The following is an 18,158-nucleotide window of genomic DNA, read 5'->3' on the forward strand; positions in this document are numbered from 1 at the left end:
CCTAGGCCGACGCGACGGTGAACCTGGTCCGCCGGTGCGCGGGCCGCTCGGCCTCGTCGAGCAGCGCGACCGCGAAATCCGCCATGGAGATGGCAGAGACGCCGTCGGCGCGGGTGAGCAGTTCGTCCGCGCCGACGCGGTAACTGCCGGTGCGCGGTCCCGGCACCAGTTCGGCGGGTGGGCTCAGATACGTCCAGTCGGTGGCGGTTTCGGCGCGGCAGATGGCCAATTGATCGGCGCAGGCCTGCGCGATGGCACGCAATTCGACCGGGAAATCCGGGCTTTCGTGCAACGTCACCGCCGCCGAACCAGGCATGAGCAGAGTTGCCGCGCCGCCGACTACGAGCAAGCGGACGCCGGTGCGCGCCAGACCGGTCAAGAGCACCGAGGTGATCGCGGGGAGTTCGTGCTCGCGACCGGGTGCGGGACGGGTCGCGGTGATCACCAGATCCTGGCCCGCACTGAGGGATACGACATCATCGAGATTCGCGGCATCACCCGTGCGCAGGGCGGCCGCGGCGGGCACCGCACCGGCCCGCGCGGGATCGCGCACCACCGCCGTGACCTCGTGCCCGCGCTCCAGCGCCTCGGCCACTACCCGACTGCCTACATCGCCCGCTGCTCCGAACACGGTGATACGCATGATGATTCGCCTTTCATCGAGAATATCGATTGCTTAGCTCTAAGGAACATAGCTTAGCGTTAAGCAATTCCCGCTATGAGATACCTCACCGCTGAGATATTCGCTAGGCTGCGGACGTGACCGATCATGTCGAACGGGTCCTCGATCAATGGCGCACCCAGCGCCCAGACCTGGACGTCTCGCCGATGGCCGTGCTCGGCAGGCTGACCAGACTGTCCCAGGTCGTCGGCGCCGAACTGCGCAAAACCTTCGCCGCACACGGACTCGACGCCGCCTCCTTCGACGTACTCGCCACCCTGCGCCGCAGCGATCCACCCCACGCCCTCACCCCCACCGAACTCATGCGCTCGGCGATGATCACTTCGGGCGGGGTCACCCAGCGCCTCGACCGCCTCGAGGAACGCGGCCTCGTCACCCGCAGCCGCAGCGAATACGACCGCCGCGGCATCCAGGTAACCCTCACCGAACCCGGCCGCGACCTCATCGACGCGGCCCTCCCCGACCACGTCGCCACCGAAGCGCGCCTACTCGAACCCCTCACCCCCGGCCAACGCGACCAACTGGCGACGGCCCTGCGCACCCTGCTGGAGGCCCTCGGCGATTCGGTCTGACGCGACTAAGCCGCGGGGCGGTAGCGGTCGGCGCGAGTGCCGGCACCGACCACGCGCAGTGCGGTGCGCAGACCCCAGTGGTTCATGCGATTCGGGACGATGCGACCGCCCTGGGCGAGCGCGGTGGACATCGCGGCAAAGGCGGCGGAATCGGCATTGCCCCAGGGGATTTCGAAGCGATCGCGCACCACCTCGGGGAGGCAGCCGTAGGTGAGCAGGCGCAGCGGGGGTGAGAGCACGACTCCCGCGGCGCGCCCCAGCCGGTCCGGCGCCATGGGTACGACATTCAGGTTGCCCGCGCCGCGCTCGGCGATATGCAATGCCCGGGCCGCCGAGGGGGTCAGCTCCAGCACCTCGGTGCAGATGTGGCGGAATTTCGCTTGGAACGCAGCGTAATTCGGTGGCACGGGGCGGGTGCTGACACCATAGCGTTCGTACCATTCGACGCTCTCGTCATACAGACGCTGCTGTTCGGCGACGGTCAGCGTCTCCGGATGGAAGAACTGGACCGACCGGAAGATCTCCCAGGTGAACGTGGCATGCGCCCACCAGAAGGTCTCCGGCTGCAGCGCGTGGTATCGACGCCCGCGCGCGTCGACGCCGCCGATACCACGGTGCAGATCCCGGATGTGGTGGGCGCGTTCGGTGCCCTCGGGCGTCAGGATGGTCGCCCAGATCTGCGGCACCGATCGGGTAATGCGCTCGAATGGTTCGTTGAAGAAGTCCGAATGCTCCTCCACTCCCGCACCGAGCTGCGGATACATCAACTGCATCACCCCGGCCGCAGTACCGGGCAGCAGCGAACGCATATCCGCCGCGTACCGCCGCAGCAACGATTCGGAACGACTCATCGAAACCTCCCACAACCACGCTGTTGTCCCACCACGGTAAGGCGACTGAGACAGTGAATCAACGCTTGCCTCAGTCTTGTTGACGACTCGTTAGACGCGGCGACTGTGTTGGTTCGGCTACCGGGGTTCAGTCGGTCAGGTCGATGCGGATGGTCAGGAGGTTGGTGCCGAAGGCGCGCACCATTGCGCTGTTCATGCGCGGGAGGGTGGCCAGGCGGGCCGTTGCGTCGTCGTCGGGCAGCGGGTGGGCGATGCCGCTGTGCCAACGGCCGTCGATGCGGACCCGAACGGCGGGGTCCGCCTTGATATTTCGCACGTAGTCGGAGTGCTCGCCATGGTTGGAGACCATCCAGAACTGCTCCCCCACTACCTTCCCGCCGACCGGGGTGCGCCGCGGTTCGCCGGACTTGCGGCCGGTGGTCTCCAGCAGGATCTGATCGCGCATGCGCGTGGTGATCGGGTTGGCGAGGCGGCGGTGGAAGGCGTGATCGAGACGCAGCCGCCAGGAATTCTTAGCCGGTGATGTCATGGTTCGAGTGTTGTCGAGACTGACAGTCTCGTCAAGGTAGCATTGGTCATGGCCGAAAACGCGAGCACGCGCGCACACACCGGATCCCGCCGCAATGCGGCGGCGCGCGCGGCGATCCTGACCGCTGCCGCCGAACTTCTTGCCACACACGGGAGTTCGGGGGTCACCGTGGACCGCATCGCGGCGCACGCGGGCGTCGGCCGTCAGACCATCTACCGCTGGTGGCCGTCCAAGGACGCGGTCCTACTGGACGCGCTGGTCCACTCGGCCGAACAGGCCGTCGCGATCCCCGATACCGGTAGCCTGCGTGGGGATCTCGAAATCTTCCTCCGCGAGACCTTCGCCGCCGCGCACGCCGAACGCAACCGTCAAGCCCTGATCGCCGCCGTGATCGCCGCCCAGGACGACTCGAATCTCGAACAAGCCCTCGGCGAATTCCTCGCCCGCCGCCGAACGGCACTGACCGAGGTCATCGAACAGAGCCGATCGCGCGGCGAGATCCCCGGCGCGGCCTCGATCGAACTGGCCGTCGAGCAGGCCTTCGGCGTGCTGTGGTATCGAATCCTGTTCCAGCCCAACGCCCTACAGGCCGAAGGTGCCGCCGAACTCGCCTGGGCGCTGGCCGCCCAACTCGCCGCCGTCTATCCGTTCGAGTGAGTGCGAGGCGACAACTCGCAGCCGCGCTGGCTGCGGGTTGTCGCCACTGACGCTCAGCTATCGAAGGCGTCGAGAATCTGTTCGGCCGCCAGCGCGGCGGTCAGCGTACCCTCGCGCACCTGTTTCTCCACTTGGGCGCGAATGGCGTTGACGTTCGAGTTCTCCGCGAGGCGGCGCAGGAGTTGGTCGTGCACCATGGTCCAGGTCCAGTCGACCAACTGGCGGCGGCGCTTTTCGGCGAACTCGCCCGCCTCGGTGAGTACCCGGCGGTGTTCGAGGACGGTGTCCCAGAACTTGTCCAGCCCATGGCCTTGCAGGCCGCTCATGGTGAGCACCGGTGGGCGCCACAGCGCGTCGTGCGGATGGATGAGGCGCAGCGCCCCGGCCAGCTCGCGGGCGGCGGCCTTCGCCTCCATCTCGTGTTTGCCGTCGGCCTTGTTGACCGCGACCAGGTCGGCGAGCTCGAGAACACCCTTCTTGATGCCCTGCAACTGATCTCCGGTGCGGGCCAGGGTGAGAAAGCAGAAGACGTCGACCATATTCGCGACCGTCACCTCGGACTGGCCGACCCCGACCGTCTCCACCAGGATCACGTCGTAGCCCGCGGCCTCGAGCAGCACGATGGTCTCGCGGGTCGCCTTGGCGACGCCGCCGAGAGTGCCCGCGGTCGGTGACGGACGGATATAGGCGTTGCGCTCCAACGACAATCGCGCCATGCGGGTCTTGTCACCGAGGATGGAGCCGCCGGTGCGGGTGGAGGACGGGTCGACGGCCAGCACCGCCACCCGATGCCCCTTACCGATCAGATCCATGCCGAGCGCGTCGATGAACGTCGACTTGCCGACGCCCGGAACACCGGTGATACCAACACGATTCGAGGTGACGGTATCGGTCGGCGGGGTCAGCTTCAGCAGCAGTTGCTGCGCCAGCTCCCGATGATCGGCCCTGGTCGACTCGACCAGAGTGATGGCCCGCGCCAAGGCGGCCCGCTCCTGGGAGCGAACCGCCTGCGCGAGTGCGTCTATATCAATGACGCGCTGCCGCCCGCCCGTGGCCCGACCACCACCCCCCATGGGATCGCTGCGGGATGCTGAAATCATTGGCCGCTGCCGCCACCGATCTCGTGACCGAGCTCGCCCGCCAACTTCTTCAGCAGATCGATCGCGGCATCGGCGATCACGGTGCCGGGCGGGAAAATCGCCGCCGCACCGGCCGCGTACAGCTCCTCGAAGTCACCGGGCGGGATGACGCCGCCGACGATGACCATGATGTCGGGTCGCCCGACATCGGCCAGTGCCTGCCGCAGGGCGGGCACCAGCGTGAGGTGGCCAGCCGCCAGCGAGGACACACCGACGACGTGCACGTCGTTATCGGCCGCCTGCTGCGCCACCTCTTCCGGGGTCTGGAACAGCGGGCCTACGTCGACGTCGAAGCCGAGGTCGGCGAAGGCCGTGGCGATCACCTTCTGACCTCGATCGTGCCCGTCCTGGCCCATCTTCGCGACCAGGATGCGCGGTCGACGGCCCTCCGCCTCGGCGAACTCCTCGACGAGTTCGATCGCCTTGCTGATATTGGTCACCTTCCCGGCCTCGTCGCGGTACACACCGGAGAGGGTACGGATCTCGGCCTGGTGGCGGCCGTAGACCTTCTCCAGCGCATCGGAGATCTCGCCGACGGTGGCCTTGGCGCGCGCGGCGTCGATCGCCAGGGCGAGCAGATTGTTCTCCATGCCGCCTTCGGAAGAGGCCGCGGCGCGGGTCAATTCGTTCAGCGCCCGCTGCACTGCCTCGGGGTCGCGGTCAGCGCGCAGCTGCCGCAGCTTCTCGATCTGCTCGGCGCGCACCCGCGAGTTCTCGACCTTGAGGACCTCGACCTCGTGGTCCTCCTCCACCTGGTACTTGTTGACGCCGATCACCGGCTGCTGGCCGGTGTCGATCCGCGCCTGGGTCCTGGCGGCGGCCTCCTCGATGCGCAGCTTCGGGATGCCCTCCGAAATCGCCTGCGCCATACCGCCGTGCGCCTCCACCTCGGCGATGTGCGCGCGGGCACGGTTGGCCAGCTGGTGGGTGAGCCATTCGACGTAGTACGAACCGCCCCATGGATCGATCGGCCGGGTGGTGTTGGACTCCTGCTGGATCAGCAGCTGGGTATTGCGGGCGATGCGCGCGGAGAAGTCCGTGGGCAGTGCCAGGGCCTCGTCGAGGGCGTTGGTGTGCAGGGACTGGGTGTGGCCCTGGGTCGCGGCCATGGCCTCGATGCAGGTGCGCGCCACATTGTTGTACGCGTCCTGCGCGGTCAGCGACCATCCGGAGGTCTGCGAATGGGTGCGCAGCGAGAGCGATTTCGCGCTCTTGGGCTCGAATTTCGCGACCAGTTCGCTCCAGAGCAGCCGTCCCGCACGGAGTTTGGCGACCTCCATGAAGAAGTTCATGCCGATGGCCCAGAAGAACGAGAGCCGGGGCGCGAACTTGTCGACCTCCATACCCGCGGCGATACCCGCGCGGATGTACTCGACTCCGTCGGCGAGGGTGTAGGCAAGCTCCAGGTCGGCCGTGGCTCCGGCCTCCTGAATGTGGTAGCCGGAGATGGAGATCGAGTTGAACTTCGGCATCTTCGCGCTGGTGTAGGCGAAGATGTCGGAGATGATCCGCATGGAGGGCTTGGGCGGATAGATGTAGGTATTGCGGACCATGAACTCCTTCAGAATGTCGTTCTGAATGGTTCCGGCCAGCTGTTCCGGTGCGACGCCCTGTTCCTCGGCCGCGACCACATACAGCGCAAGGATCGGCAGCACCGCGCCGTTCATGGTCATCGACACCGAGACCTGATCCAGCGGAATGTGATCGAAGAGCTGACGCATGTCGAGAATGGAGTCGATGGCGACACCGGCCATACCGACATCGCCCTGCACGCGCGGGTGATCGGAGTCGTATCCGCGGTGCGTGGCCAGGTCGAAGGCGACCGACAGCCCCTTCTGGCCCGCCTGCAGATTGCGACGATAGAAGGCATTCGAATCCGCGGCGGTGGAGAAGCCCGCGTACTGGCGGATGGTCCACGGCTGGTTGACATACATGGTCGGATACGGACCGCGCAGGAACGGCGCGATACCCGGCACGCTGTCGAGCGGATACCCCTCGGCCGCAACGGCATCGCGATCGGCCTTGGTGAAAACCGGTGGCACGTCGATACCTTCGGGCGTCGACCACACCAGCTGTTCGGGGGTGTAGTTGTTCGCCTCGGCCGCCGTGCGCACGTAGGCGTCGACCTGCGTGGCGTCCACCTCGGCGGGTTCCGCCGGATGCTCGGCCAGCGGCACTTCGGCGAAACTGCCGATCAGATGCTCGACCGCATCCGGCTTGTCGATATGACTCAGTGTCATCAGGCTCCCACCTTCTCCAGCAGGTCGGACAGTGCGGCGACCGCATCGATGCGGGCCGCGAGATAGCCGTCCGGGCGCTGCGCCTCGCTCAGTTCGGCCACGGCCTTCTCCGCACCGGCCAGCAGCACCGTCTCGATTCCGGCGGCGCGCAACTGTTCGACGGCCGCACCCGCCTGTTCGGCATAACGCTTGTCCGAACCACACAGTACGGCGATCGCCGCTCCGGATTCCGTTGCGGCCGCACCGATTCCGGCCACCTCCAGCGGGCCCGGATGCAGCGTTTCGATGCCGCCGGAAGCCAGCAGGTTCGCGATGAACGTCACCCGCACATTGTGCTCGGCCACCGTGCCGAGCGGCACCAGCAGCGCACGCGGGCGCGCACCGTTGGCGGCGAGGTAGGCATCCGAGCGGTTGCGCAGCGCCTCGAAGGCGGCGCCGTAGCGTGCCACCTGCCCGGTCTGTCGCGCGGCTTCCGACAGCGGCTGTTCGGCCAGATTCGGGAATTCGTTCACGCCGGTGACCGCCGTCTTGCGGTGTGCCACATCGGCATCCCGGGCCGATCGGGTGGCGGCGATCCGCTCGGCGAGCAGTCCGGAATCCAGTGCGGCCGGATACCCGCCGGCGGCCTCGATCTCCTGCATGAACTCCCACGCCTTTGCGGCGAGCGCGGCGGTGAGATCCTCGACATACCAGGAGCCAGCGCCCGGATCCTGCACATGACCGAGGTGCGACTCCTCGAGCAACAGCAGCTGAGTATTGCGAGCCATGCGGTCCGCGAAGGACTTCGAGACGCCGAGTTCGCCGGGCGGCAGTGCCGAATCGAAGGGCAGCACGGTAACCGTATCCGCGCCACCGACACCCGCGCCGAATGCGGCCAGGGTGGTGCGCAGCATATTCACCCACGGATCGCGCTGGGTCATCATCGCCGCCGAGGTCACCGCGTGCTGCGGTGCGTCGCCGAAGTCGGGTGCTCCGCACACATGCGCGACGCGGGCCCAGAGCTGGCGGGCCGCACGGAATTTCGCGATGGTGGCGAACTGGTCGTCGGTCGCGGCGAAGCGGAACTCCAACTGTTCGAAGGCATCCGCGATGTCCTGCCCCTCGGTGAGCGCGCGCAGATAGGCCAGACCCGCGGCCACCGCGGCACCCAGTTCCTGTGCGTCCGAGGCGCCCGCATTGTGAAAGACGGTGCCGTCCACCGTGATAGCACGCACCGTTTCCGGTCGCGTCACCGCCGCACCGGCCAAGGTGATCGCCTCCGCCAGCTCGACATCGGCGGTTCCGGCGAAGCGGCTGGTGAGCGGGGCGGCGCCGAGCGCCACCTGGATACCGGACCGGTCGGCCACCTGGTAGCCGTCCAGCACCGCGAACACCTGCTGCGCCGCAGCCGAAACCGCGGTCCCGGCATCGATGGTCAGCGGCGCCAGCTCGAACAACAGACCGGATAGTGCCGCGGGCAGTTCGGCCACCGGCACACCGCGCTCGCCGACGCCGAGCCACAGCGCGCTGATCCCGTTCTCCAGACCGGCCAGGATCTCGCGATTGGCCGCGGCGCCAGCTGCCGCGCCGACGAAGGCGCTGACATACCAACCGCGGTGCACGTCCCGGGTGGCGTCGCGGCCACGCACGAACGGATACTCGCCCGGCAGCGGCAACTCGGCCCGCTCATCGCGGCGGGTGTACAGCGGGGCGATGGTCAGCCCGTCGTAGGTCTTCTCCTCGAGCAGCTTCTCGGGCTCCTCAGGAAGCTCGGCGACGTCGACCCGACGGGCCTTCGCGAGCACCCCGGCCACGCCCTTACGCCATGCGGCGTAGTCGGGAACGTCTGGTCGCTCCGCTCCGGCCAGCGGCTCTGAAGCAATCGGCATAGCTGCTGTTCCTCTTCTCCTCGACGCACACCCCGTGTGCGCCCGAAACTGTTGCATTCGCCCAGCTCAGCGAGCACATCAGTTAACGAGCATTCGTCCCGTTTCTTTTGATGCTAGCGGCAGCGCCGCAGCCGGTTGACCGTGGCCGCCACTACCAACCGGTAACCTGACCCGGGTGAACCGGCTGATCCGTGACCCACGCGTCGTCGCCCTGCTCGTCGGCGGCGCGGCGCTGTTCATCGCGGCCATGCTGGTTCCGCTGCCGACACCACAGCAGCTGCAGGACTGGGCCACCTCGGTCGGCCCGGTCTTCCCACTGCTGTTCTTCGTGGTCCACGCGCTGGTCACGGTGGCGCCGGTGCCGCGAACGGTGCTGACGGTGAGTGCGGGCGTGCTCTTCGGCCCGGCCCTCGGCATCGTCTTGGCCGCCTCCGCCACCACCGTGAGCGCCGCACTGGCCATTCTGCTCGTGCGCGCCCTCGACCGCGACCGCGTCGCCGCCCACCTCACCCACCCGGCGGTGCGCTCCATCGATGAGCGCCTCGAACGCCGCGGCTGGCTCGCCGTCGGCTCGCTGCGGCTGATCGCCTTCGCCCCCTTCTCGGTCATCAACTACTGCTGCGGCCTGTCCTCGATCCGCTTCTGGCCCTACATGATCGCCACCGTCATCGGCATCCTCCCGGGCACCATCGGCACCGTCATCCTCGGCGACGCCCTCACCGGCAACACCCACCCCGGCATGCTCGTGGTCTCCGGGATCCTGATCGCCATCGGCATCATCGGACTCGTCGTCGATGCCCGCTGGTCGCGAACTCACGAGCTGACCACGGAACCCACCACCGCGGCACCAGCCCCGATCGCGCAGCGCTAGTCGACGGTCAGTTCGATGGGAATGGCGAATACGTCGACCATGGCGCCGTTGCGCAATACCGTCACGGGCATGGAGACGCCGATGGCGTCGCCGAAGAGTTGGCGTTGGATGCCCTGGGCGTCGGCGACTTCGGAGCGGGCGACGCTGAGGACCAGGTCGCCGCGGCGCAGGCCCGCGTGGTCGGCGGGGCCGCCGCGGACCACTTCGACGATGCGGACACCGGCGTGCTGGCCGGTGCGGGCGGCGACGGATGCGGGGAGCGGGGCGGGGACGCCGACGAGGCCGAGGTAGGCGCGGCGGACTCGGCCGTCCTTCAGCAAGGTGCTGATGATGCGGCGGGTGGTGGCGTTGATCGGGATCGCAAGGCCCAGACCAACTCCCGCCACCGCGGTATTGACGCCGACCACCCGACCCGCCGAATCCGCAAGCGCGCCACCGGAATTGCCGGGGTTCAGGGCAGCGTCGGTTTGGATCACGTCCTCGATCACCCGTCCGGCGCGACGGGAGGCGACCGGGACCGCGCGGCCGAGCGCACTCACCACGCCCGCGGTCACCGAGCCCGCCAACCCCAGCGGGCTCCCGACCGCCACCACCAACTGTCCGACCACCAACTTGTCGGCATCGCCGAGGACGACCGCGCCCGGGGCGCCGCCGCGGGCCCGCAGCACCGCCAGATCCGACAGCGGGTCGACGCCGACGATATCGATGCGTGACTCCACGCCGTCGGCGAAGACGACATCACCGCTGCCCGCCGAGCCGACCACATGGGCATTGGTCAGCAGAAATCCGTCGTCGGTGAAGACCACCGCGGATCCGCTCCCCCGCCTGGTCCGCACGCTCGCCACATGCGGGGTGACCGACGCCGCCACCGCGACGACGGTGCGCGAGTACGCGTCCATCGCGGATTCGTCCAGGTTGTGTTGTCGTGCGGCGTCGCCCCGACCCGACAACGGGACCGACTCGTCGTCCACGCTGACCACCATCCTGCTCATCGGGCGCGCACTCGATTCGAGGGCGCCGTCTCCAGCATGCCCCGCCGCAACGGCCCGTGCACCGTGTTCGCCACAGGCGCAACCGGATTCGTCCGACGATGGCGTCCGAGCCCGCGCGTCCGGAACGGCGTGTTGGTATCAATCCGCGCAAGGGTCTTGCCTCAACCGTCTCAGACGGTATCGTACTAGTAGTACCGCATACCCACGGTATCGAGCCCAATGAGGTGCGCTATGACGGAGCAGACTGTGCGGGCAAAGGGCCGCACCACCCCCGGATATCCCAAGGCCAGACGAATCGCCTTCCGCTTCGGTGAGCCGGAGCCCATGTCGAAGTACTTCGCGCACGGCGATATGGTCTTCAGCCATTTCATCGCCGGACTCTCGGCGGGCTTCCCGCCCGGCGAGGAGTCGTTCATCAGATCGGTCCGCAAATTCGCCGATCAGATCACCGATCCGGGGCTGAAGAAGCGGGTCGCCGGCTTCATCGGCCAGGAGGCGACACACGGCCAGGAACATCGGCGGCTCAACGAGAAGCTGGTCGATATGGGCTACCGCATCGAATGGGTGGACGCCCCGACCGCGATCGAGCGGCAGATGCGCATCGAAGCGCGGCTGCCCGACAAGCTGCACCTGGCGGCCACGGCAGCCGCCGAGCACTACACCACGGTGCTCGCGGGCCGGGTGCTGACCACACCGGAGATCCAGGCGCTGGCGGGCGACGATGAGGTCCGAAACCTGTTGAACTGGCACGCTTTCGAAGAGGTCGAGCACAAGTCGGTGGCGTTCGACGTGTACCGCAGCGTGGGCGGCACCGAGGCCATGCGCATCCTCACCATGGCCACCCTGCTGGCACTGACGGTTCCTCTCACCGCGGTCACGATGGGCCTGTCACTCGGACGCGACCCGCACGCCAGGCAGCACCCGCTGACGCTGGCCCGCGAGGCGTACACGCTGTTCCGCGGTCCGATCTTCAAGGGCATCGGCCGCGAACTCGCGGTGTATCTGCGTCCCGGGTTCCACCCGGACGATATCGATACCCGAGAACTGCTGCAGCGCTGGCAGAAAGAGCTGTTCGGCGCGGACGGCGTGCTCGTCGATCACCTGAAGTAATAACCGAATACCCCTTGAATCAACGGAGATTCACATGGCTACCAGCGTGAAATCCAACGGCGGCTATCCGAGGGTGCGCCGCATGCGGTTCCGGTTCGGCGATCCCGCCCCGATGCGCAAACACTATGTCGAGGACGACATCGTGATGAGTCATCTGACCGCCCTGCTGTCCTCGGCCTTTCCACCGGGCGAGGAGTCCTTCATCCGGTCGGTGCGGCGGGTCTCGGGCCAGATCACCGATCCGGCGCTGAAGAAGCGGGTGGCGGGCTTCATCGGCCAGGAGGCTATGCACGGACAGCAACACCGCGTGCTCAACGACAAGCTCGTCCAGATGGGCTATGTGCTGGTGCGGATTCCGAATTTTCCCGCCGACAGCTGGCGCGAGCGCGTCATCATCCGCGCGGAGCGGCTGATCCCCGCCCGGCTGCATCTGGCCGGAACCGCGGCGGCCGAACACTACACGGCCATGCTCGCGCGCCGTGTGCTGAGCAGCCCTGAGCTGCAAGCGCTTCCGGCCGATCAGGAGGTACGCAACCTGCTCAACTGGCACGCGCTGGAGGAACTGGAGCACAAATCCGTCGCCTTCGATGTGTACCGGGCCGTCGGCGGCACCGAGCGGATGCGGATCGGGCTGATGATCTTCCCGTATGTCGGTGCCATTCCACTGGTTTCGGCGGTGGTGCTGTTGTCGATCCTCACCGATCCGTCGGCTTGGCGGCCGATCGAAGTGGCCCGCCAGAGCATCGCGGTACTGCGCGGTCCGCTGGTGAAGGGACTCACCGCCGAGGTCCGCGAATACCTGCGTCCGGGCTTCCACCCGGATGACCTCGACACCGAACCGCTGGTACGCCGATGGCAGCGCGAACTCTTCGGCGCCGACGGCGAATTACTCGACCGGGTCAGATAGGCGGAGCCAGCTCATGACCGGACAACACTCCCCCGACCACGAGGTGGTCGTGGTCGGCGCCGGATTCGGCGGTATCGGTGCGGCCATCGCGCTGCAGCACAAGGGCATTCACGACTTCGTCATCGTGGACAAATGGGATCGGGTCGGCGGCACCTGGCATGCCAACACCTATCCCGGTGTCGCCGTGGATATTCCGTCGTTCATCTACAGCTTCTCCTATGAGCAGCGCGGTGACTGGTCGCGGATCTTCGCACCCGGCAACGAGTTACGCGACTACGCGGATCAGATGGTCGACAAATACGGGCTGCGCGATAAGTTGCGGCTGAACACCACGATCGTCTCGGCGGTTTTCGACGCCGAGGACAGCATCTGGCTGCTCGGCACCGATAGCGGGCGATCCATCACCACGCGCTATGTGGTGATGGCCGTCGGCGGCCTGGAACGCCCGAAGATGCCCGATATTGCCGGCCTGCACGATTTCGGCGGCACGCTGATGCACACCGCGCTGTGGGACGACGATGTCGCGCTGGCGGGCAAACGGGTCGCGGTGATCGGCACCGGGGCGACGGCGCTGCAATTGGTGCCCGCGATAGTCGATGAGGTGGCGCATCTGACCGTCTTCCAGCGCACGCCGATCTGGGTATTCCCCAAATCCGATGCGGCGGTGGGCCGGATCGGCCGAGCGGTCCTGGAGCGGCCGTGGCTGCGCTCGTGCATTCGCCTGGCGGGCACCATCGCGACCGAGGTCGGAATGGGCGGCATGGTGGTCGGCCCGAGCTGGCTCACCGATACGGGCAGGCGGTTGGCCGAAATACCGGTGCGGCGGTGGATGCGGGCACAGGTGCACGATCCGGTCATCCGCGACAAGTTGACGCCCCGATACGGGCTCGGCTGCAAGCGGCCATCGATGTCCAACGACTACCTCTCGATGTTCAATCGCCCGGACGTCAGCCTGGTCACCGAGCCGATCGGGTTCATCGGCGAACATGGTGTGGTCACCGACGACGGCATCCATCACGACGTTGATGTGCTGATCTGCGCGACCGGATTCAAGCTGTGGGAGAAGGATTCGGTCCCACCGTTCCCGGTGCTCGGGCGCGACGGCCTCGATCTCGGCGAATTCTGGGACCGGCACCGATTCCAGGCCTACCACGGGGTTTCGGTGCCCGGTTTCCCGAATATGTTCAGCATCACCGGCCCCTACGGTTTCGTGCTCGGCTCCTATATCTGGATGATCGAGGCCACGGCCGCACATCTGAGCCGAGCCATCGCCGAGACCAAGCGGCGCGGCGCGACCGTCTGCGAGATCAGCCAGAGTGCGCATGCGGCGTACTTCGCGAAATGTCTACGCCGCCAACAGAAGAACTTCCTGTTCACCCCGACCTGCGCCGGCTCGAACACCTACTACATCAACAGCCACGGCGATTCACCGTTCCGTCCCTCGACACACGGCGAGATGTACTGGCAGAACCGACATTTCGACCTGAACGACTACCAGTACGGCAATGGCGTCAGCGCACGCCGCACCGATCCCGCGCTCGAGGAGTCCGCATGAAACTCGATACACACAGGCCCGAGCTGGTGGTGGTGACCGGTGCGGGCAGCGGCATCGGCCGAGCCACCGCGATCCGATTCGCCCGTGCCGGAGCCCATGTCGTGGTCTCGGATCGGGATCTGGATACCGCGCGCGCGACCGAGGCGATGATCCACGCGCGCGGGCTCCGGGCCTCTGCGGCGCGGTTGGATGTCACCGATCCGGACGCGTGGGAGGCCTTCGCCCGGGACGTGCTCGCCGACCACGGTATCCCCGATGTGCTGGTCAATAATGCGGGCATGCTGGTCAGCGGCGCATTCCTGGAGCTGACCCCGGCCGACTGGGACCGCCAGCTCGGCGTCAACCTGCTCGGTGTCGTGCACGGCTGCCGGGTGTTCGGTCGGCAGATGATCGAGGGCGGCCGGCGCGGTCATATCGTCAATATCGCCTCGGCGGCCGCCTTCACCCCGACCCCGGTGATGTCGGCGTATTCGGTGTCCAAGGCCGGGGTGAATATGCTCACCGAATGTCTGCGACTCGAGTTCGGCCCCAAGGGTATCGGCGTCAGCGCGATCTGTCCCGGGGTGATCAATACCAATATCGGCGAGCATGCGATCACCGTCGGTGTCGATCAGGAACTGGTCGAGCGCGGCAAGCAGATCGCGCGTCGAGTCCAGGACGTGGCGGCGAGGCTGCCGTTCTCGCCGCTGAGTCCGGATCTGGTGGCGCGGGCGGCGCAGCGGGCCGTGCGCTACGACCTCGCGGTGGTCCCGGTGCGCGCCGAGGCCTGGCTCGGCTATTTCATGCTCCGAATCGCGCCGGGTGTGAATCGCCGGATAACCCAACCGCTCTCGGTGGATCTGCTGGAGCGGCTCGGTCGGCGGGCGCTGGCGAGATGAACCCACGCGCCCATGTCGTGAAGGTCGCCGAGGTCATCGTCGAAACCGCGGACGCCGCCACGCTGGTCTTCGACATTCCCGGCGATCTCGCGGATCGATTCGCCTATCGGCCGGGTCAATACCTCACGCTGAAGGTGCCCAGCGACCGCACCGGGTCGGTGGCGCGGTGCTATTCACTGTGCAGCAGTCCGCGCTGCGACGACCGGCTCGCGGTGACCGTCAAACGTACAGCCGGCGGCTATGCGTCGAATCTGTTGTGCGACACCGTCGCCGCCGGTGACCTCATCACCGTGCTGGAACCGGCGGGTACCTTCGGACCGCGCGATTTCGATTCCGATGCGCTGCTCTGCGCGGGCGGCAGCGGGATCACCCCGATCATGTCGATCATGCGGACGATGCTGGTCGCCGGTCGCGCGAAAATTCTACTGCTGTATGCCAATCGGGATCGGGAGTCGGTGATCTTCGGGCGGCGGCTGCGGGAGATGTCCGTTCGGTATCCCGGTCGACTGCGGATCGTGCACTGGTTCGAGACCGATCGGGGTCGGCCGACCGGCGCCGCCGTTGCCGACCTCTTGCGACGGGATGCGCGACGTGAATGGTATGTATGCGGCCCGGTCGGATTCACCGATGTGATCCACCACGCCGCCACGATGTTGCGGGTGCCGCCGGGGCGCGTGCATCGTGAGGACTATCGGTCGCTGGACCATAATCCGTTCGAGAGCGCTTCGGAGACAACTACATTCGCTATGCCGAGCCCGGGAGCGGGAAGTGCTGGCAGCATCGGTGACTCCACCGTATTGCAAGTCGAAATCGACGGGCAGACCCACACTTTCGACTGGCCGAGGCGAACGAAACTCTTGGACCTGTTGTTGGACAAGGGGATCGACGCACCCTACGTCTGCCGGGAATCGGCCTGCGGCACCTGCGTCTGCTCCGTGAAACAGGGCCGAACGCGGATGCTCCAGAATGAGGCCCTCATCGACGACGAACTGGCCCAGGGCCTCACCCTCGCCTGCCAAACCCTCCCCGAATCCCCCCGAGTACACATCGTTTTCGACCAATAGGGATTCAGTTCGCCTCGAAGGCCAGGTGCGCGGGTTTGTCGACATCGATGGGCACATTGTTCAGCTGCGCCACCCCGTCGAGCATGCCCATGGCGATGGTGTTCACATGTTCGGTGAACCGCTCCGCCGACATCACCTCGTCCCTGGCGCGATTCGCACCCAGCCACCAATCAGTCGCCGACCCCACCGCCCCGAAGATCGCATAGGCCGCCAATTCCAGACTGCCCGTATCAACGTCCTGCCCTTCCAGACGTTCCTCGATCAGCCGCGCCACTCGCAATGCCGAGCGCTGTGCCACCTCGATCGCCCGCTCGGGCTGTTCGGCCTGCTGCGCCAACCGGCTGTGCACGAGAAAACGGAAGACATCGGGTTGTTCCTCGACCACCGCGACATATTCGGTGATCGCGGTGCGCACCAGCGCCGCCACCGAATCGTCGATCAGGTTGACCCGGGCCAGCACTCGGTCCCACAGCGTTGCCTGCACCCGGTCGAGTATCGCGAGATAGAGGTCGGTCTTATCGTCGAAGTGCCGGTACAGCTTGGGTTTCGCGCATCCGGCCGCGCGGGCGATGTCGTCCATGCTGACATCGGGCCCGTGCTCGGCGAGGGCGCGGAAGGTGGCGTCGACGAATTCCGCGCGCACCTGTTCTCGATGCTCGCGCCAGCGTTCGGTGCGGGCATCCGGGCGCGACGCGGACGCGGTGGTGCCACGCGAAGCGCTCCTACCGGCGGCCGTCATGGTGTCATGGTATTCAATACCGCCGGTACCGACGGCTGATCAGCCGCTACGCCAGGCGGTTCGTGAACCCGAATCCCGCCGCCACCGCGCGATCCGGCGTCCGATATCGGTGACCGGCGGTTCGCCGAGAATCCATTCGCGCGCGATCCGGTGCCAGTTATTGGTCACCGTCAGCTGGCCCAGCGTGCCGAAGGTCATCAGCTCGGCTCGACGCGAGAACAGATGTTCGGCGGGCAGCGTGTCCAGCCGCCGCATGGCGGAGTCGAATCGCGGGTCGACGGCGCTGGCGAAGGCGGCCGTCGCGACGTCGGGTGTCACCGTGATCTCGGCGTCGACCAGACTCCATTCGGCCGTGGCCGCCACATATTCCAGACATGCGTCGGCGCTGACATCGGAGCCGGCGCCGACGATCCCGCGTCCGATCAGCAGCGTACGGATGTCCTCGGCCCGGCCAGCCAACGCGGCACGCAGACACTCGAGTTCGAATTCCACCGGTGCGGGCGCCATCCGATGGAACAGTCCGAAGTCGATGAAAGCGACCGTCCCGTCCGCGGCCAGCAGCACATTGCCCGGATGCGGGTCACCACAGTACTCGTGGTCGACATACAGCGACCCGACGTAGAACCGGTACACGATCTCCGCGATCCGGCTGCGCTCGGCCGCGGGCAGCGCGCGTGCCGACTCGAACGGTTTGCCGTCGACCAACTCGGTGACCAACACCCGCGGCGTGCACAGCGCGGGCACGATATCGGGTACCCGCAGGTACGGATGCCCGCGATGGCGTCGCGCCATATGCCGTTGCGCCCGCGCCTCGGCGACGTAGTCCAGTTCGCCGCGGATGGCCAGTGACACCTCGTCGAGCAGGGTCGAGTCGGCCAGCGCGGGTATCACCGAGCGCCAGAACTTCGCGAACAGCCGCAGATTCGCCAGATCGGCGCGCACCGCGGCATCGATGCCCGGATACTGCACCTTCACCGCGACGGCTCGGCCGTCGCGCAGCCGAGCCCGATAGACCTGGCCGATCGACGCGGCCGCGAGGGGTTGCTCGTCGAAGTCGGCGAACACCCGGCTCAGCGCGCCCAGTTCGGCCTCGAGCACGCCACGCATTTCCGCGAAGGACGCCTTGGGTGCCTGATCGCACAGCACCGCCAGCCGGGATCGGAACCGTTCCCGATGCGACTGCGGGAACATGTCCACATCGAGCATGGACAGCATCTGGCCCAGCTTCATCGCCGCGCCCTTCATGCTGCCCAGAATCGTTACCAGCTGGTCGGCGGCCTGCAGGGTGGACCGTTCGGCCAGCCGCGCCCGCACCTGTTCCGACCGGCCGAGCATCGATATCCGTGCCCCGCCGCCGCGCAGCACCGGCCCGGCCATCGCCCGGCCGAGCCGGTGCGCGCGAACCACGCGGTTGGTGGGAATCCGGTCGGGCACACCCCATCGTGGTTGCCGTCCGAGCGCGGTGTCAACGCGTGCGGATCGGGTCCGGAAACACCTTGTGCCG

General features: G+C 67.1%; 17 protein-coding genes. 8 read left to right on the forward strand and 9 right to left on the reverse strand.

Annotation, left to right across the window (positions count from 1 at the left end; translation table 11 throughout):
* Position 1 precedes the first annotated feature (1 nt).
* Entirely contained in the window at positions 2-643 is a 642-nt protein-coding gene (locus ACHQ4I_RS17685; protein ID WP_420772880.1) for an NAD(P)-dependent oxidoreductase, read from the reverse strand.
* Positions 644-759: 116 nt separating this feature from the next.
* Here ACHQ4I_RS17685 and ACHQ4I_RS17690 point away from each other — a divergent pair, with 116 nt between their 5' ends.
* Positions 760-1,254 carry a MarR family winged helix-turn-helix transcriptional regulator gene (locus tag ACHQ4I_RS17690; RefSeq protein WP_420772881.1) on the forward strand — a complete coding sequence of 165 codons (495 nt, stop codon included), beginning with the start codon at positions 760-762 and terminating at the stop codon, positions 1,252-1,254.
* Between the two features lie 5 nt (positions 1,255-1,259).
* Here the strand turns inward: ACHQ4I_RS17690 and ACHQ4I_RS17695 are convergent, their stop codons facing one another.
* Together ACHQ4I_RS17695 and ACHQ4I_RS17700 are read right to left on the reverse strand one after the other, a co-directional pair.
* Positions 1,260-2,105, reverse strand: a complete 846-nt coding sequence (locus ACHQ4I_RS17695; RefSeq protein WP_420772882.1) for an oxygenase MpaB family protein — start codon at positions 2,103-2,105, stop codon at positions 1,260-1,262.
* Positions 2,106-2,232: 127 nt separating this feature from the next.
* A complete protein-coding gene (locus ACHQ4I_RS17700) occupies positions 2,233-2,634 on the reverse strand; it encodes a nitroreductase/quinone reductase family protein (protein WP_420772883.1) in 402 nt (133 codons plus the stop codon).
* 48 nt (positions 2,635-2,682) lie between these two features.
* Between ACHQ4I_RS17700 and ACHQ4I_RS17705 the strand changes: the two genes are divergently transcribed.
* Positions 2,683-3,291, forward strand: coding sequence for a TetR/AcrR family transcriptional regulator (locus ACHQ4I_RS17705; protein WP_420772884.1), 609 nt, complete (start codon positions 2,683-2,685; stop codon positions 3,289-3,291).
* A 53-nt stretch (positions 3,292-3,344) separates the two neighbouring features.
* On the opposite strand, the gene meaB is transcribed toward ACHQ4I_RS17705, so the two are convergent.
* From meaB to ACHQ4I_RS17720, 3 genes are read right to left on the reverse strand one after another with little or no spacing between them, the layout of a single operon-like run.
* Positions 3,345-4,364, reverse strand: a complete 1,020-nt coding sequence (meaB, locus tag ACHQ4I_RS17710; protein WP_420773087.1) for a methylmalonyl Co-A mutase-associated GTPase MeaB — start codon at positions 4,362-4,364, stop codon at positions 3,345-3,347.
* A gap of 23 nt (positions 4,365-4,387) precedes the next feature.
* Positions 4,388-6,670, reverse strand: a complete 2,283-nt coding sequence (gene scpA, locus ACHQ4I_RS17715; RefSeq protein WP_420772885.1) for a methylmalonyl-CoA mutase — start codon at positions 6,668-6,670, stop codon at positions 4,388-4,390.
* Positions 6,670-8,538, reverse strand: coding sequence for a methylmalonyl-CoA mutase family protein (locus tag ACHQ4I_RS17720; protein ID WP_420772886.1), 1,869 nt, complete (start codon positions 8,536-8,538; stop codon positions 6,670-6,672). Before ACHQ4I_RS17720 ends, scpA begins: the two co-directional genes overlap by 1 nt.
* A gap of 175 nt (positions 8,539-8,713) precedes the next feature.
* Between ACHQ4I_RS17720 and ACHQ4I_RS17725 the strand changes: the two genes are divergently transcribed.
* Positions 8,714-9,409 carry a TVP38/TMEM64 family protein gene (locus ACHQ4I_RS17725; RefSeq protein ID WP_420772887.1) on the forward strand — a complete coding sequence of 232 codons (696 nt, stop codon included), beginning with the start codon at positions 8,714-8,716 and terminating at the stop codon, positions 9,407-9,409.
* Here ACHQ4I_RS17725 and ACHQ4I_RS17730 read toward each other — a convergent pair.
* Positions 9,406-10,308 (reverse strand): S1C family serine protease, encoded by a 903-nt coding sequence (locus ACHQ4I_RS17730; protein ID WP_420773088.1) that lies wholly within the window; start codon positions 10,306-10,308, stop codon positions 9,406-9,408. The genes ACHQ4I_RS17725 and ACHQ4I_RS17730 overlap by 4 nt on opposite strands.
* Positions 10,309-10,632: 324 nt before the next feature.
* Here ACHQ4I_RS17730 and ACHQ4I_RS17735 point away from each other — a divergent pair, with 324 nt between their 5' ends.
* Genes ACHQ4I_RS17735 through ACHQ4I_RS17755 form a run of 5 tightly spaced genes read left to right on the forward strand, consistent with a single transcriptional unit; the run spans position 10,633 to position 15,915 of the window.
* Positions 10,633-11,511 (forward strand): metal-dependent hydrolase, encoded by an 879-nt coding sequence (locus ACHQ4I_RS17735; protein ID WP_420772888.1) that lies wholly within the window; start codon positions 10,633-10,635, stop codon positions 11,509-11,511.
* A gap of 34 nt (positions 11,512-11,545) precedes the next feature.
* A complete protein-coding gene (locus ACHQ4I_RS17740; protein ID WP_420772889.1) occupies positions 11,546-12,418 on the forward strand; it encodes a metal-dependent hydrolase in 873 nt (290 codons plus the stop codon).
* A 13-nt stretch (positions 12,419-12,431) separates the two neighbouring features.
* The gene (locus ACHQ4I_RS17745) at positions 12,432-13,973 is read left to right on the forward strand and encodes a flavin-containing monooxygenase (RefSeq protein WP_420772890.1); all 1,542 of its coding nucleotides are present in this window, start codon (positions 12,432-12,434) and stop codon (positions 13,971-13,973) included.
* Positions 13,970-14,851 (forward strand): SDR family NAD(P)-dependent oxidoreductase, encoded by an 882-nt coding sequence (locus tag ACHQ4I_RS17750; protein ID WP_420772891.1) that lies wholly within the window; start codon positions 13,970-13,972, stop codon positions 14,849-14,851. The genes ACHQ4I_RS17745 and ACHQ4I_RS17750 overlap by 4 nt, the downstream gene beginning before the upstream one ends.
* A complete protein-coding gene (locus ACHQ4I_RS17755; RefSeq protein WP_420772892.1) occupies positions 14,848-15,915 on the forward strand; it encodes a 2Fe-2S iron-sulfur cluster-binding protein in 1,068 nt (355 codons plus the stop codon). Before ACHQ4I_RS17750 ends, ACHQ4I_RS17755 begins: the two co-directional genes overlap by 4 nt.
* Positions 15,916-15,919: 4 nt before the next feature.
* Here ACHQ4I_RS17755 and ACHQ4I_RS17760 read toward each other — a convergent pair whose 3' ends face one another.
* Entirely contained in the window at positions 15,920-16,654 is a 735-nt protein-coding gene (locus tag ACHQ4I_RS17760; RefSeq protein WP_420772893.1) for a TetR/AcrR family transcriptional regulator, read from the reverse strand.
* Between the two features lie 39 nt (positions 16,655-16,693).
* Positions 16,694-18,088: an ABC1 kinase family protein gene (locus tag ACHQ4I_RS17765; protein ID WP_420772894.1), complete on the reverse strand. Its 1,395-nt coding sequence runs from the start codon at positions 18,086-18,088 to the stop codon at positions 16,694-16,696.
* Between the last annotated feature and the right edge of the window lie 70 nt (positions 18,089-18,158).

The sequence above is a fragment of the Nocardia nepalensis genome, assembly GCF_048910785.1.
Taxonomy (GTDB): Bacteria; Actinomycetota; Actinomycetes; order Mycobacteriales; family Mycobacteriaceae; genus Nocardia; species Nocardia nepalensis.

Bases quoted from the DNA above. Each gene is read 5' to 3' on its own strand.
- ACHQ4I_RS17735 (WP_420772888.1), top strand. From the start codon at position 10,633: ATGACGGAGCAGACTGTGCGGGCAAAGGGCCGCACCACCCCCGGATAT.
- ACHQ4I_RS17685 (WP_420772880.1), bottom strand. From the start codon at position 643: ATGCGTATCACCGTGTTCGGAGCAGCGGGCGATGTAGGCAGTCGGGTA.
- ACHQ4I_RS17760 (WP_420772893.1), bottom strand. From the start codon at position 16,654: ATGACGGCCGCCGGTAGGAGCGCTTCGCGTGGCACCACCGCGTCCGCG.
- ACHQ4I_RS17730 (WP_420773088.1), bottom strand. From the start codon at position 10,308: ATGGACGCGTACTCGCGCACCGTCGTCGCGGTGGCGGCGTCGGTCACC.
- ACHQ4I_RS17755 (WP_420772892.1), top strand. From the start codon at position 14,848: ATGAACCCACGCGCCCATGTCGTGAAGGTCGCCGAGGTCATCGTCGAA.
- ACHQ4I_RS17750 (WP_420772891.1), top strand. From the start codon at position 13,970: ATGAAACTCGATACACACAGGCCCGAGCTGGTGGTGGTGACCGGTGCG.
- ACHQ4I_RS17705 (WP_420772884.1), top strand. From the start codon at position 2,683: ATGGCCGAAAACGCGAGCACGCGCGCACACACCGGATCCCGCCGCAAT.
- ACHQ4I_RS17720 (WP_420772886.1), bottom strand. From the start codon at position 8,538: ATGCCGATTGCTTCAGAGCCGCTGGCCGGAGCGGAGCGACCAGACGTT.
- scpA (WP_420772885.1), bottom strand. From the start codon at position 6,670: ATGACACTGAGTCATATCGACAAGCCGGATGCGGTCGAGCATCTGATC.
- ACHQ4I_RS17745 (WP_420772890.1), top strand. From the start codon at position 12,432: ATGACCGGACAACACTCCCCCGACCACGAGGTGGTCGTGGTCGGCGCC.
- ACHQ4I_RS17695 (WP_420772882.1), bottom strand. From the start codon at position 2,105: ATGAGTCGTTCCGAATCGTTGCTGCGGCGGTACGCGGCGGATATGCGT.
- ACHQ4I_RS17740 (WP_420772889.1), top strand. From the start codon at position 11,546: ATGGCTACCAGCGTGAAATCCAACGGCGGCTATCCGAGGGTGCGCCGC.
- meaB (WP_420773087.1), bottom strand. From the start codon at position 4,364: ATGGGGGGTGGTGGTCGGGCCACGGGCGGGCGGCAGCGCGTCATTGAT.
- ACHQ4I_RS17700 (WP_420772883.1), bottom strand. From the start codon at position 2,634: ATGACATCACCGGCTAAGAATTCCTGGCGGCTGCGTCTCGATCACGCC.